This window comes from Salarchaeum japonicum, from assembly GCF_049705945.1.
In the GTDB taxonomy this organism is placed as follows: Archaea; Halobacteriota; Halobacteria; order Halobacteriales; family Halobacteriaceae; genus Salarchaeum; species Salarchaeum japonicum_A.
This window is the reverse complement of the sequence record NZ_JBNAMV010000002.1, coordinates 50,168-63,024: the sequence shown is the minus strand read 5'-3', so window position 1 is coordinate 63,024 and position 12,857 is coordinate 50,168. Positions and strand designations below refer to the sequence as shown.

16 protein-coding genes are annotated in these 12,857 nt (G+C 59.9%); 6 read left to right on the top strand and 10 right to left on the bottom strand.

Going from position 1 to position 12,857, the window contains the following annotated elements; all coding sequences use genetic code 11:
* Positions 1–21: 21 nt before the first annotated feature.
* Positions 22–891, top strand: a complete 870-nt coding sequence (locus ACOZ4O_RS00895; RefSeq protein ID WP_424523482.1) for a hypothetical protein — start codon at positions 22–24, stop codon at positions 889–891.
* Positions 892–903: 12 nt separating this feature from the next.
* Positions 904–1,680, top strand: a complete 777-nt coding sequence (locus ACOZ4O_RS00890) for a hypothetical protein (protein WP_424523481.1) — start codon at positions 904–906, stop codon at positions 1,678–1,680.
* A gap of 154 nt (positions 1,681–1,834) precedes the next feature.
* On the opposite strand, the gene ACOZ4O_RS00885 is transcribed toward ACOZ4O_RS00890, so the two are convergent.
* Together ACOZ4O_RS00885 and ACOZ4O_RS00880 are read right to left on the bottom strand one after the other, a co-directional pair.
* Positions 1,835–2,701 carry a DNA-binding protein gene (locus tag ACOZ4O_RS00885; protein ID WP_424523480.1) on the bottom strand — a complete coding sequence of 289 codons (867 nt, stop codon included), beginning with the start codon at positions 2,699–2,701 and terminating at the stop codon, positions 1,835–1,837.
* Positions 2,702–3,283: 582 nt separating this feature from the next.
* Complete coding sequence (locus ACOZ4O_RS00880; RefSeq protein ID WP_424523479.1) at positions 3,284–3,544, bottom strand: HalOD1 output domain-containing protein; 261 nt, start codon at positions 3,542–3,544, stop codon at positions 3,284–3,286.
* A 121-nt stretch (positions 3,545–3,665) separates the two neighbouring features.
* Between ACOZ4O_RS00880 and ACOZ4O_RS00875 the strand changes: the two genes are divergently transcribed.
* Complete coding sequence (locus tag ACOZ4O_RS00875) at positions 3,666–3,926, top strand: MarR family transcriptional regulator (RefSeq protein ID WP_379787757.1); 261 nt, start codon at positions 3,666–3,668, stop codon at positions 3,924–3,926.
* Between the two features lie 2 nt (positions 3,927–3,928).
* Here ACOZ4O_RS00875 and ACOZ4O_RS00870 read toward each other — a convergent pair whose 3' ends face one another.
* The 5 genes from ACOZ4O_RS00870 to ACOZ4O_RS00850 all read right to left on the bottom strand — a co-directional run bounded on the left by ACOZ4O_RS00870 (position 3,929) and on the right by ACOZ4O_RS00850 (position 6,365).
* Positions 3,929–4,438: a hypothetical protein gene (locus ACOZ4O_RS00870; RefSeq protein ID WP_424523478.1), complete on the bottom strand. Its 510-nt coding sequence runs from the start codon at positions 4,436–4,438 to the stop codon at positions 3,929–3,931.
* Complete coding sequence (locus ACOZ4O_RS00865; RefSeq protein ID WP_424523477.1) at positions 4,435–5,031, bottom strand: DUF7437 domain-containing protein; 597 nt, start codon at positions 5,029–5,031, stop codon at positions 4,435–4,437. Before ACOZ4O_RS00865 ends, ACOZ4O_RS00870 begins: the two co-directional genes overlap by 4 nt.
* A 49-nt stretch (positions 5,032–5,080) precedes the next feature.
* On the bottom strand, positions 5,081–5,416 hold the full coding sequence (locus ACOZ4O_RS00860) for a DUF7558 family protein (protein ID WP_193310483.1): 336 nt from the start codon (positions 5,414–5,416) through the stop codon (positions 5,081–5,083).
* On the bottom strand, positions 5,416–5,706 hold the full coding sequence (locus tag ACOZ4O_RS00855; protein ID WP_424523476.1) for a hypothetical protein: 291 nt from the start codon (positions 5,704–5,706) through the stop codon (positions 5,416–5,418). Before ACOZ4O_RS00855 ends, ACOZ4O_RS00860 begins: the two co-directional genes overlap by 1 nt.
* Before the next feature lie 218 nt (positions 5,707–5,924).
* Positions 5,925–6,365, bottom strand: a complete 441-nt coding sequence (locus ACOZ4O_RS00850; RefSeq protein ID WP_424523475.1) for a hypothetical protein — start codon at positions 6,363–6,365, stop codon at positions 5,925–5,927.
* Positions 6,366–7,120: 755 nt separating this feature from the next.
* On the opposite strand from ACOZ4O_RS00850, the gene ACOZ4O_RS00845 reads away from it, so the two are divergent.
* A complete protein-coding gene (locus tag ACOZ4O_RS00845) occupies positions 7,121–8,143 on the top strand; it encodes a hypothetical protein (RefSeq protein ID WP_424523474.1) in 1,023 nt (340 codons plus the stop codon).
* Positions 8,140–8,817, top strand: coding sequence for a hypothetical protein (locus tag ACOZ4O_RS00840; RefSeq protein ID WP_340696151.1), 678 nt, complete (start codon positions 8,140–8,142; stop codon positions 8,815–8,817). Before ACOZ4O_RS00845 ends, ACOZ4O_RS00840 begins: the two co-directional genes overlap by 4 nt.
* Positions 8,818–8,887: 70 nt before the next feature.
* Here the strand turns inward: ACOZ4O_RS00840 and ACOZ4O_RS00835 are convergent, their stop codons facing one another.
* From ACOZ4O_RS00835 to ACOZ4O_RS00825, 3 genes are all read right to left on the bottom strand, one after another.
* A complete protein-coding gene (locus ACOZ4O_RS00835; protein WP_424523473.1) occupies positions 8,888–10,414 on the bottom strand; it encodes a primase-associated protein in 1,527 nt (508 codons plus the stop codon).
* Positions 10,411–11,295: a DNA primase gene (locus ACOZ4O_RS00830; protein ID WP_424523472.1), complete on the bottom strand. Its 885-nt coding sequence runs from the start codon at positions 11,293–11,295 to the stop codon at positions 10,411–10,413. The genes ACOZ4O_RS00835 and ACOZ4O_RS00830 overlap by 4 nt, the downstream gene beginning before the upstream one ends.
* Before the next feature lie 70 nt (positions 11,296–11,365).
* Positions 11,366–11,500: a hypothetical protein gene (locus tag ACOZ4O_RS00825; protein ID WP_310902033.1), complete on the bottom strand. Its 135-nt coding sequence runs from the start codon at positions 11,498–11,500 to the stop codon at positions 11,366–11,368.
* A gap of 58 nt (positions 11,501–11,558) precedes the next feature.
* Between ACOZ4O_RS00825 and ACOZ4O_RS00820 the strand changes: the two genes are divergently transcribed.
* Complete coding sequence (locus ACOZ4O_RS00820) at positions 11,559–12,845, top strand: RNA-guided endonuclease TnpB family protein (protein ID WP_424523471.1); 1,287 nt, start codon at positions 11,559–11,561, stop codon at positions 12,843–12,845.
* The last annotated feature ends 12 nt before the right edge of the window (positions 12,846–12,857 follow it).

Genomic DNA, 12,857 nt, shown 5'->3' with positions numbered 1-12,857 from the left:
TGCTGTTAGCCTCGAATAAGCATGACCTCTACACTGAGCGTAGGGGAGGTAACGGCCCTTCTCTTGGACGAGAGATTCTACTCGAACCCGTTACGCCCCAAAACCTTCTATAAACTACTCTATTTCGCAGACAAGGAACTCAACGACGTCGGATTGGACACGGATATCCAGCACTTCTGGTACAAGTTCGGAACCATGGCGAAGACCGGTGGATCCCCAGTCACGGTAGACTGGAGTGACGATAGCCGAGAAGTCCGTTGTAGCCTTTCAGCTTCTCAGCTCAGCCTCCCCAGGGAGGAAGAGACAAAGGCTCGACTCGCACTCTCTCGAGCACTCAACCGTCTGTACGAACAAAATACGGAGGGGCTGACCGATGACATGTACGAGGACGCGCCTTACGATGTCCAACGCCACTACCGACGACTCGACAAACAGCTCAGTGACGCTATCGACGACAAACCAGATTACCCCGAAGTAGACTCCAGCAGGGAAGCAGTCATCAACACGGTCTTCGATATCATCGATACCTTCCCAGTCGACGACTACCCGTGGCTGGAGCAGGACCTGGATCTCTGGTACTCGGTTGTAAGTGCTGAACTTGATGCCGAAGAGTACCGGCCGCAGAAGGCCCTGAAGGTCTCTGAATTGTTCTGGACCATCTTCTGCATCGACCTCGCCCAACGCGAAAACACCGGGTTGACCCCCGAAGAGATCGCCGAGGAACTAGACACGCAGGACCTCGAAGGCCGACAAGAGGATATCCGGAAGGAACTCGAACTGATAGAGCGAGAACGCTCCCGGCTACACACAGACCTGGAAGAGAACCAAGTAGTGTCCGAAGCCGCTGACGGAGTTGCGATCGCACTCCTTGGTCTCTCACCCGCCCCCTAACCAAACCCCTCCATGACCCGGTACTTCGTAGACACCAACTGCCTGCTCGGACTCACCTTCATCAATGACCGGTGGTACCCTGACGCCAAACGATTGTTCGACACCGACAACACGATCTACACCGGGAAGAACGCCGTCTACGAGTACTGCTCCAGCACCGAGGACAACAGTCGGCGTTCCGCCGACATCCGGTTAGACCGGGACGAAGGCCTGTACGGGGAGAAACGGGCGAAGCTCCGGTTGAAACTGAGGCAGTTCGGGAAGATGCTGCAAACCTACAGTGACGACGAGCTCGATATTGAGACCGTGATGGACGAGTACGTCGAGCGGTTCGACATGAAGGAGTCCGAGGAGAAGGAGGTGCGGCCTCGGCTCCAGAAGTACTTTGAGTGGTACTTCGAGAAGGAGGGCGAGCTCACTCGGCGGACAGCTCGGGAAGCTGCTCGGAAGCTGAAGGACGTCTTGATGGAGCGGTCGATCAAGCACAAGGACCAGATCGAGGCCCGTGTCTATCTGGAACCGATGCGAGACCGCGAGTATCCCGACGTTGAGAAGCGGTTGAAGGAATGGCCGGTCCATATGAAGAACAATGCGGATATCGCGCTGATCTGTGACGCCGTGTTCCTGAAGGAGGAAATCGGTATCAGCCACTTCGTGACCGGCGACTTCACGGACATCTACTCGAATCAGGACTGGATCCATGAGAACCTCGGGTTCAGCGTGCTGTACTTGCTGGAGACGTTCGCGGGTGAGGAAACACCGACCGCCTCAATAGACTTGGGCAATTAGAGTTGTACATAAATCGAATCCCATGATGTCAATTTAACATCGAGTTCTCTAGGTCGTGGCTGCGCGCGCAGCGAAGCGAGCACGGAGCGGAGGGTGGGGCGGCGGGGTCAGGGTCGGTCCGGCACACACCAAAAAAGGAGGGCGTCGCGCTCGCCTACTCTTCCCACCACCGACCGCGCTCTGGGAATTCGATCCTGCTCCAGCCCGTGATGGCGATGCTGCACCGCCCTTGGTACCAGTTCTTCTTGACGGCCCGGAACCGGACCGTCTCACCTTCGCTCACGACCGTCTTCCGAGAGGCCTCCCAGATGGTGAACTTGATCTTCCCACTGTCGTCCTCGATCAACCCGACCTGAGAAATCGAGGTATCACTCGGATCCCAGAGTTGCGTGATTTCACCTTCGACCGTCACCTCACCGACCGGGACGTCCGGCACGTCCGCGATGGGCACGATCGCCCCCGGCGCCGCCTTCAGTTCTTCGAGGGTTTCCAGCACCGCCTTCGTGACGTCCCGCCCGCGCTGCACCTTCTCGGCCAGCTGCTTCGCGACGACTGCTCTCGACCAGCCGCCCTGCACTTCGTCGCTGATCCGCATTGCCTGCTCGTTGACTTCCGCGAGCTCCTCTTGCGTCAGCTTCTCCCGGGGATCCGTGCGCTCCGCCAGCGCCGGCTCGTCACGACCACACTGCTCGCTGACGACCTCTCGCGTACGCTGCTCACGACCTTCCTGGGTTCCCAGCTCGGCCTGGGCACTGATGCGCTCCAGCTCGGCTTCCCGCGCCCGAATGCGCTCCTCCTGTTCGAGGGTGACACCGTGAATCCGGTCCTCGCTCGTGTCCGCGATCCCATCCGGGTGGTTCGCATCGACCTTCGCCTGCGTCTCCTGCTCGACCGCGGCCTCGAACTCCGGCGTCTCGTCGACGACTGGGAAGCCGTCTTCATCGACCGCCTGACCGCCCGCTTTCTCGAATGCCTGTTCATCCACCGTAACGACCTTGCTACTAGAGCTGTTACTTGACATTGGTCTCACCAAAGACCGAAGGCGCTCACGCGCCGACTCCGCGATGCTCCAACATCGCGGTTTTCCGACGACAACGACCGACAGAACCATCTGCGCGCTCTCGCTCGCGCCTTCGCGAGCGCCCTACCGGGCGCGAGCGAGAGCGCGCCTGCATGAGGTGGCCCCAACCAGCACCGCGCGCCGACCCGCCCGGAGCGAGCGGCCAGCGGAGTAAGCGTGGGGGGTGAGCAGCCACGCCGCGCAACCCCTCGCGCTTACCCGCTGGCGCCGAGGGCACATGCACTTTAGCCCGGAACGGGCGCGGGCGGTGCGGAGAGCGCCCGCACGCCCGGAATGGTCGGTCGCGAGCGACGCGGAGGGCGGCAGCGGCGAGCGGGGCGGGCCGCTACGTACACACCTGTTCAGCTGGTTACGTCGCTCGGTGAGGCATCTAACGTCCTGGCGGACTCAGAAAGGGCGAGGCCGCCTCGGTCGTCCCCCGACCCCGCAAGCACCGCAGGCACGAGGCGCGCAGCGGTGGTCGCGGGACGTCGAGCGGCCGAGGGCTTTCAGGAACGATCCCTATCTCGTACCCGCACGTCGTTATTCGCCGACGGACTGGGACTCGTCCTCGACGATGACGTCCACGCTGTCCGGTGATACATCGAGTAGGATCCCCTCGACAGTGAACTGAACGGCGATGTTCTCATCGGCGGAGGCGATCAACTGTTCGAGCGCATCGGGGTCGACGTAATCGTGGAGCTGGTAGGAATCGTCCTCGAGTCCACACGTCTCTAGTGTCTCGATGATCTCCACGAGGAGGTCCCTCGAACCATCCGGACAGTCCGATGGAGGAGAATGCATCTGAACGCTCGGGGCTAAGAGTGGCAGGCTTTTAAAACGTTAGGAGTCAACCACAGAAGCTCTTCGCTTTGCCAATTGACTTAGCGCGTTCGGGATAGCGTCGGCGCAACCAGAAGTGATTATGCGCTTTGACGCCGACTGGATGTCTCGCGCCGATGACCGCATTCTGGAGCATCTCTCTGACGATAGCCCTGATACCCCCAAGGAAATGGCTGATAGCGACCGCGTCCGGTTCTCCCGGCAACACATCAACGCCCGCTGCAAGACACTCGTCGAATATGGACTCCTCGTCCACCTCGGCAACGGTGTCTACGACATCACACGAGAGGGAGAACAGTATCTCGCCGGTGAACTCGACGCGCGAAACCTTGAGGCGAAGTAACGTCAGCTGTCGTCAGAGCGAAGATTTTCGATAAACCGGAAACCATTCACGAACGTCACCGAGTCACCGTACCCCTCACTCGCGAGCACGGTTTCGGCCCCTTCGCCGGCCGCGATATCTGTTGTGTAGATGTAGACCTCGGTCGCCGTCCCCGCGCTGAGGTGCTGGGCAGCTAGCGCAGCGAGGGCAGCGTCCGCGCGTTCGACCTCGTCGGCGGGTCGGTCATCGGCGTTCGCGATGTACCGCTGGACCCCGTCCATCACCCGCGAGACGACCGGATCGGAGAACTCGAGCGACGCCGCAACCGTCGCCAGGTCCTCGTCGATCGCGGTGTCGATAGGTGGCTCCTCGATGTCGGGGTCGTTGACGGTCAGCTCCTCGTACACCCGATCGGGCAGGACGAAGGTGACGTCGTTCAGGCGAGCGAACCGCCGAACAGCCTGATAGCGACTGTTCGACGGCTGTCCCATCGCGACGAACAGGCCGGTGTCGGCGATGTGGAGTGCGCTCACGCGTCGTCAGCGCCGTCGCCGTCGATGTCCAACTCGTCGAGTCCCGCCCCTGACTCCTCGATGTCGTAGTGCTCGTGGACGACGGGCCGGAGCGCCTGCAAGATCATCTCCGCAGCCAGCGGCGAGATGTCGAGATCCTCCGCCATCAGGCGGTGGGTCACCTCGCCGCGTTCGCGAGCGACGGCGTAGGTGAGCGCGGTCGCGAGGCCGGCGACGCCGTGGCGGTCGATGTAGGTGTCAATGTCGGCGTCCGTCTCGCGACGGCCGACGGCGTCAATCAGCGCCGGTGTGATCGTGTACTCGCGGTCGCCGGCGGCCGTCGTTACAGTCAGGTCGATCTCCCGAGCAGCGTACCGGCGTGGCTGCTCGTCGTCGGTGACGTCGACGACGCCGGCGTCGACGAGCCGGTTGACGTAGCTGTAGGCCGTCCCCTGGGCGAGTTCGAGGTCATCCATCACGTTCTGGACGGTTGCCTCGCCCTCCCGAGCGAGGTACGCGTACAACTGGGCCAGCTGTGGCTCCTCGAGGAGGTCCGCGACCGAGAGGAAGTCCTGGACGATGTCGCCGTCCGCGCGGTTTGAGGTGCGTGACACGATTCGTTCTTGATTACAGTTTACAGCGAAACAGTAAAGAGTGTTTGGGTCACTCCGCCGGCGTCGCGACGAGATGCTCCTCGAGATCGCGCGTCCAGTACGTCGCGAGCCCGCCCGGACTACAACGGGCGCACAGCTGCAACGGGCCTTCCAGATGCCCCAGTTCGACCCGGAACCGGGTCAGTGCTGCGAGCGTGTCGACGACCAGCCCACAGCCGTCACAGGCAACGTGATCGCGCTCGTCGGGATCCGGCTCCGTCTGAATCGCGCAGTCGACACAGATCGGGTGAGTGACCCGCTCGTCTTGACCCCAGGTGTGGGCCTCGCCAGTCTCGGTACCGGGCGGGGCGTCGCAGAACGCACAGCCGACGAGGGTCTGCTGCATCACTCGGCCTCCGCGTCTGCGTCGCGGCCGGCCGTCCAGCCACGGTGGAAGACGGCCAGTTGTGTCGTCGAGTGGAACGTGGTGCCGCTTGGTTCGTGAGCCAGAACTTGGTCCTCGGGAACCGGAGTGACGACGTCCGCGTCGACGAGGTCGCTGACCAGGCGCTGGGCCGTCGTGTCGTCGATGTCCGCCGTGTCGACGCTGGTGGCGTCGCGGTCCTGGGCGAGCTGTTCTTTCTCGAACCGTTCGTAGTCGCGACTCGTGTCGTCGTGCGGATCGGGACCAGGCATGGTGAGTCACGCAGCGCACGCTGTTGCGCGCTGCACGCCTCCTGGCGCCGACAAACAGTTCATGGCGTACAGATTCGGGACCTCCTCGGATCGCCCGGCCGCCAGGATACACTCACTCGAGGAGTCGGGCGGTGGGTGGGGGCAAGGGAGTGGATCTAACCCCTGCGTTAACCAACATCGTGTCGATATCGGCCGAAGATGTTGGTTAAGCCTAACCGCTACGGCGTTCGGAGCTCTCGAACTGGCTTCACGACGAAGGTGTCTGGCTCGCTGGTTGCTCCTTCACCTAATCGCTCCGCCGACGTCGAGGGCAACTGCGTGAGCTGAGTGATGAGCTCGTCGCGAACGGTTCGTCGAGGGACGGTGGTCTCGTGCCAGCCCAGTCGGTCGTCGAAGTGCCGTTTCTGGAACTGCTCGCCGACGTCGTCGGCGGCGACGTACTGCGTCCGCGTCGACCGCCCGACCTGCCGGGAGATGAAGACGGCGCCCACGGCCTCGTGCGTGAGTTCGACGAGGGCACACTCCACAAGGGCGACGACCGACGCGTGATCCCGTTCGGTCGGAACCGCCATCTCGAGGTCCGCCCACGGCGCCTCATCGTCGGGGGTAGTTCCTGCGTGATCCGCTGCTCGTGTCTTCCTGCGTTGTTCCGAAGCCATCGTCTATCGGGGGCACGTGATGCGCCCCGCCACCCCTCGCGGGGACGACAGACACCACCGAAACGCCCCCCGTCAACCTATGCGTTAATTCTGATACTTCCGTAGTTCCGCTACCCCTGTGACGGCCCCTCGGCCTGAGAGAGCCGGCGGCCTTCGCACATTGCATATCGCCTCTTTCTTTGGACGAAAACCGCGATATGCAAGCCGAAATAACGGACTTAAATTGCAGTAGAACCTCGTCGGGCCGATTTGAGAGCGTAGAAAGTACCTCGACGAGTCCCGAGATAATGCTGTGATTTCAGAAATTGCTCGACGGCGGGGCAAGGAACGTGATTTCGGTCGTATCTGGATTCCTTTGGGTCGCTGATTCACCTATTCTGCGTCCCTCGAGTTCCTCCATCTCGTCACTTCGAATCATTGGAAACCCGATACCCTCGATTTTGGTCGTATTAACCTCTGAAATAGTTCGACGAGGATTCAGATAGATCTGGCTCTGTTTAATCCTCCTTCATCTGATATGTTCCAACAGCCATGATGAATAGGGAGAAGAATCGGTTCCCGACGAAAATCATGATTGGGGCCGCTCAAATCTGTAGAGACTGAAGATGCTTGTCGAACTTCACTTTCAGTCCGAGGCCACCATCTTTGACTATCCCTGTTGAATACTATACTAACAACAGCTCTCACCAGCAGGTATCGAACTTCCGAAGTAGTATCACAAAACCTATCCGCACCATAGCGGGAACACTCTAATCATGACTCCTCCCACGCCGGGCTCAAACGACCCATATAGTGAGGAGGAACCCTATGCAGACGCGCTTCTACGCGGTATTGAACTTGCGGTAGAGGACGTGTTCGACGACCCTGGTCGAAACATCACGCGTACGGAGCAAGAGAAGCTGTGCTACTTCGCAATTAAAGAGTTCGACCTCCCGGTCACCTATAGCTGGTACCTTGCCGGTGCATACACGAAGGTTGCCGGCGAGCCCGACAATGCCCCGGGACGGATGACCACCAACACGGGTGGGATTCGACGCGATCACGGTGAAACTGAGGAAGTGCAACAGTATCGGGACTACTTCGGGTCCGAGGTTTTCTTCGACGATTATGACCTGCGGAAAGTTTGGTATACCGGGAAATTCGACTTCCTCCGCGACTTCTACCAGGAATGCGCTCCCGACGAGTACACCGATCTGTATCTCACGTCGACGGATATTCGGGAGCACCTCGAAACCCTAGATGAGACGATTGAACAGGAAACAACGAACCATTCGCTGTCGGATTTCGGCGGAGGCTCACAAGAGGGGATGCTGTCTGAATCGGACGAGCAAGAGTTCCGATTGCTCATTTCTGACCTCCATCTCGAGCTTGCGGAAATCGACGAGCTGTCCGAGATAGTGGACTTAGTCACTCGTGGAACAGATATTATTGAGCAGGTGTTTGCGCAACTCACGACTCTCGAGTCAATATCGAACGAGCAAGAAACTGTGTTACAGGATCTCGCGCCGTACTTCTACTATGATGTCTGGCGGTACCCGGCATTGTACATTTCTACGCAAACTGCGGAGGGTCCGAATCGACACCACTTGATCGAGGAGCACGCAGACCGGTTTACGAGCTTCCACGAAGACCTTCTATCGCGACGGAATCGGCTGAGTGAGCGATGTGCTGATGCGGATTTGTACCCGCGCGCTGGCCATCACTCCCAGAGAGTTGACGAAGAACAGATGGCGCATCTGCACGAGATGGCAAGAGAGGTTCTGGAGGGTACTGAATGAGCGAAGCCGCCCGACTCAACTTGGATACATCGGTGATGGTGAATTACGTCTATTCACAGCTTCCGGGCGACCTCGAGGAGGACCGCGGCTGTCAGCGACTCATTGATGGTGAGTCGTTCTATATCGTGATCGGTGGAAAGGCCAACGACGAGTTCGATGCGCTCTGTGAACGCCGGTACAACCTCTACGATGACGTAATTGCCTACCTCCGCGATACTGACAACGAGATTTTCGACTACGAGCCGCGTGCTCGGGATATCCACGTCAGTCCGAACGACCGGAGTCACTTTCGGGACGATATCCAGATGAGCTGGTACGATATGGATAAGCGAGAGCAGCTGTCGACGCTACGTCGCTGTCTTCAGGATATAGAACTGTATCAGGTGCAGCTTCCGGATGAATTGATTGACCGGTGTTTCCCGCAGCAGAGCAACGATCAATTGTTACGCCGGTTCAGAAGTGATCTCGATATTGGCCACGATTGTGAGATTCTCGTCGATGCAGTCGAGATCTCTCGCCAGCATTCGGTATCGACACTTGTTGCTGTGGATTCGCACCTTACCAACAGAGAGCATATCGAAGTCGTGTATGAAATCATCGAGGATGTACTCGGTGTCTCGGGATTACTACGGATCTCGGAACCTGTGGGTGTTAGCGCTGCTAGCAGTGATTGAAATTTTGTAGATGGTGGAAGGGCAACGAAACCTCTTCAACTCTCCTCGAAAACTGAGGAAAATCGGTCACTCAGAATTGCTCAGCAGGACCGGCGGATTCCTCCTCGACCTGCTCGTACATCTCATCCGGGAACGGGAGGCTGCCCCAGATAGAGTAGGGACATTGGTCCTGGCCGATACAGTAGCGCTGTAGATCGTCGTTATCGCAGTTCATCGGCAACGGGGTGTCGCCGTCGATCGTGTTCGAGAACTCGTAACGGACCTGGTACTCGGTTTCCTGCTCGTCGTACCACGGCCACCGAGAGAAGACGTCCTTGAGATCCGTGACGATTTCGTCGAGGCTGCTGTCTTGGTACTGCGGCAGCCACATCACCATCCGCGCGAAGTTGTAGAGGTCCTTCCGCACCGGCTTCTTCTCGTGGAGCCGTTCCTCCATATTCGCCATACAGGGGAGTTCGAAGAGGTCTTCGATCTCTCGCACCTCGATCTGTTCGGCGCCGGTTCCAGCTCGCCCGATTCGGTACGTATTGACGCGTCCGTCGCGGTCGATCGTGACTGCCGAGTGAGACTCGTGGTCAGCCAGCGTCTTCGCGAGACTGCTCGGACTTGAGATCCAGTCTGTTACCGAGGATTCCCACTCGTCCTCGGCCTCGTACGCCTCGACCGCTCGATACAGCTCTTTCGCCGTGTGGAACTCGCCCGTTTGTGCGACATCGTCGGGGGCGTCATTCAGGGCCCGCCGGAGGACGCGAATCGTCCGTTCCCCACGGTCCCAGTTCCGCCAGATGCGCTCGTGATGGCCGGTCTCGAGGAAGCGGTCGATCCGCTCCGTAATCGCCGACTCGTTCGTGGTCAACCACGTCAGCTGGTCGTCAGAGAGCCCGTCTTCTTGCACCCGCAGGAGCTTCTTGAACGCCCGCTCAGCGTAGTCAAGATACTTGCTGTCGAAATCACCGACCGGGACGTACAGGTTGTTGTCCTTCACTCGCGTCAGTATCTCCCCGCCATCGTCACTCCCCGTCGATGACTCGCCCTCCGCTCGAACGAGACATTTGCGCGACGCCGCCGCCATCGGGATTTCGAGGTAGAGGCCCTCTCCGAACTCCGGCATCTCTGTGATGCCCGTACAGACCCGACCAGGGTGTGGGCCATCCTCACCGGGTTCCTTGCTGTACAGCACGTCGGCGATGTCCTGCTGAAGTGACCCATCGCCGTGGGCGCGGATGAGGGAGGCGAGATTGTTGACGTACAGCTCCCGGATATCGTAGAGCACCTGGATGTTTCGGGGCGACGCGTGCTCGAACTTCGGGTGCTCTTTCACACAGATCGCACTCAACGTCGCGAGCACGGCAAGCGTCCCCGGCTCGTCGACGAACGGCTCCTCAGCGGCGTCGGCACGAACCTGCTCTTTGAACGCCGCCGTCCCGAACCGCTCGACGTCGTTCACGAGGTCCTCGGGTTGGTCCTCGCCGTCGACGACGTATCGATTGTAGCCACGCGTAAACAGCTGGTTGATGCGGGTCTCACCGTACTCCAGCGGGAGTGCCGCAACCCGATACGCCATCTTCTCGTCGTCGGTGGGCGTACTCGGACTCATTCGTCGATCACCTCGGGTGTCGCCGACCGAACGTCGAATGCCGGGCTCTCGATGGGTTGAACGATGCTACAGACATCGGGGTGAAGTGAATAGGGCAGGCGGGCGACCCGCCGGCGGTCGGCCGTCACGACGGGGTCGATCGGGATGTCGTACGTCTCGAGAAGGAGGTCGTTCAACACCTCGCGACTCTGCTCGTCGTATCGGTGCGCCGGGTCGGTATCCAGCAGGTAGACGTGGACCCCCTGCCCGCTGTACACCACCATCGTCTCCTCGGCGTCGAAATCGTCTTCAAAGATGTCGCGCACCTCGAACCCGTACTCGATGGCGCGGTCGACGTCTTCGAAGGCGTACGGATACCCCTCGGGAGCGGCGTCGAGGATACCCGCAGCGTCGAGGAGCGCATCGTCGTCCTCACCATCGACGTCCGCTGAGACCATCTCGTCTGCTCGGTTCCTGGCGATCTCTTTCGCGTCGATGTCGACGAGGAGAACCCAGGGTCGTTCCCAGTGATCCAGCGCGTAGTAAACGGCGCCGGGCCGTGGTTCCGGTTGCTCCAGCACTTCCGGGTCAGCAAGCGCGAACTTGCTCCGCCCCAGCGGGTCGTTGCGAGCGGGGTGTCGAATGAACTCGACGACGTCCTCGAAGTCGTTGAACTCGGGCGTTGTTCGGTCGCCCGACGCATCTGTTTGCCACGTATCCCGCCGGATGAAGTCCTTGTCCGGCACCTCGTCTTTGCGCACCGGGTGGGACTCGCGGAAGGCGACGGCGTACTGTTTCGGGCCGGTCGCCGTGATGAATTCCGGCAGGTCATCCAGATAGCGGGGGAATTCTTCGGCGTAGTAGGCGTAAATCTCCTCGCGGGTCGCCTGTCGCCAAGTCATCGTTCCTCCAGTGGGAGACAGCGCCGTTCATGGCGCAGATGACGCCCCCAGTTGGCTGATTGTCGGCCCTCTACGAGTCCTCGCGTTCCAAGCACTTCGCGCCCTCGAGCATCAGTCCCTTCCAAGTGTAACCGCGTTCGTCCTTGAGTTCGCTGAGACGCTCGTGCTGGTCGTCGCTTACTGTGAACCGGACCTCTTTTCCCATACATACGTGAGTTTACCGTGTTCTTTTTGTGTGTTACGGTACTACTGTTCACCGTCGGATGGCCGCCGAACGAACTGTCTCGAAGACGCTTGAGGCGACGACAGTCCCGCCGACGGCACACAAGCAGCGTCGGCTTGAGGACACTGTAGCGACGTACCGCCACGCACTCCACACTGCCTTCGAGAGCGGGGCGGATACGCAATCGGCGGTCAATGACATTGTCACCGACTACGACCTCACCTCCTACGCCAAAGACGCGCTCAAACAGTACGTCCCACAGCTGCGGGAGACGTTCGACGCTGACGAACTGGCTGACGATCATCCAGTTCGATTCACCAACCGTGGCTTCCGTCTCGATCATTCGCCAAACCGCGAGTACGAGTTCTGCTGGCGGGTCCCGCAAGCTGGCCGAGGCAACGCCTTTTGGATCCCGTTGCGGATCAATCCCGCACAGGAATCGCTCTGGTTTGACGTGCTCGATGGTGAGGTCTCGGTCGGCGAATTCCGGTTGGTCCAAAACCGGAGAACGTGGACCCTGCATGTCTCCGTCGAGTACACCGTCGACGATCCCGACCCAGACGAAGATCCGACCTTCGTCGGGTTCGATATCGGCGAAAGTGCGTTGATCACGGGCTGTGCCCTGCAACGCGACACGCCGACGAAGCCACTGTTGATCGACGGTGGCCGGGCTCGACACCTCCGCAAGGAGATGTATACTACGCTGCAACGCCTCCAAGAACGTGGTGCCGCTGACTGGCGAATCGAGGAACGATTCGACTACCACCAGAATGCGCTCACGGATATCGTCGAGAAGGCCTCGCGTGAGGCCGTCGAATACGCCCGCCAGTTCGACGACCCAGTAATCGTGCTCGAGGATCTGTCGTACATCCGTGAGAACTTGGATTACGGCGCGTACATGAACCGGCGGCTGCACACGTGGGCGTTCGCTCAGCTGCAAGGTCGAATCGAGGACAAGGCACTCGAGGCAGGAATTCCGGTAGAGCACGTCCAACCACACTATACCTCGAAGATTTGCCATGCGTGCCGTCACGTCGGCCGCCGTGACGAACAGGCAGAGTTCCGTTGTACGAACGATGAATGCCACATCACCACGTTCCAAGCCGATATCAACGCCGCGGCGAACATCGCTCGCCGCGTTGATCCGTGGGGTGAGAGCGTTCCTTGGAAATCGGAGCGCGATGACATGCCACGGAATGGGAGCCCCTGTGACAGGGCCGCGGAACGCCGAGAGGCGAGTCGGGAACCCCGACAGATGACTCTCTCGGAGTACAGTTCCGAAACCTCTGAGACCGAATTTTCCCTTGTAGGAAGCTCCGTCCGTTAGGGCGAGTGAGGG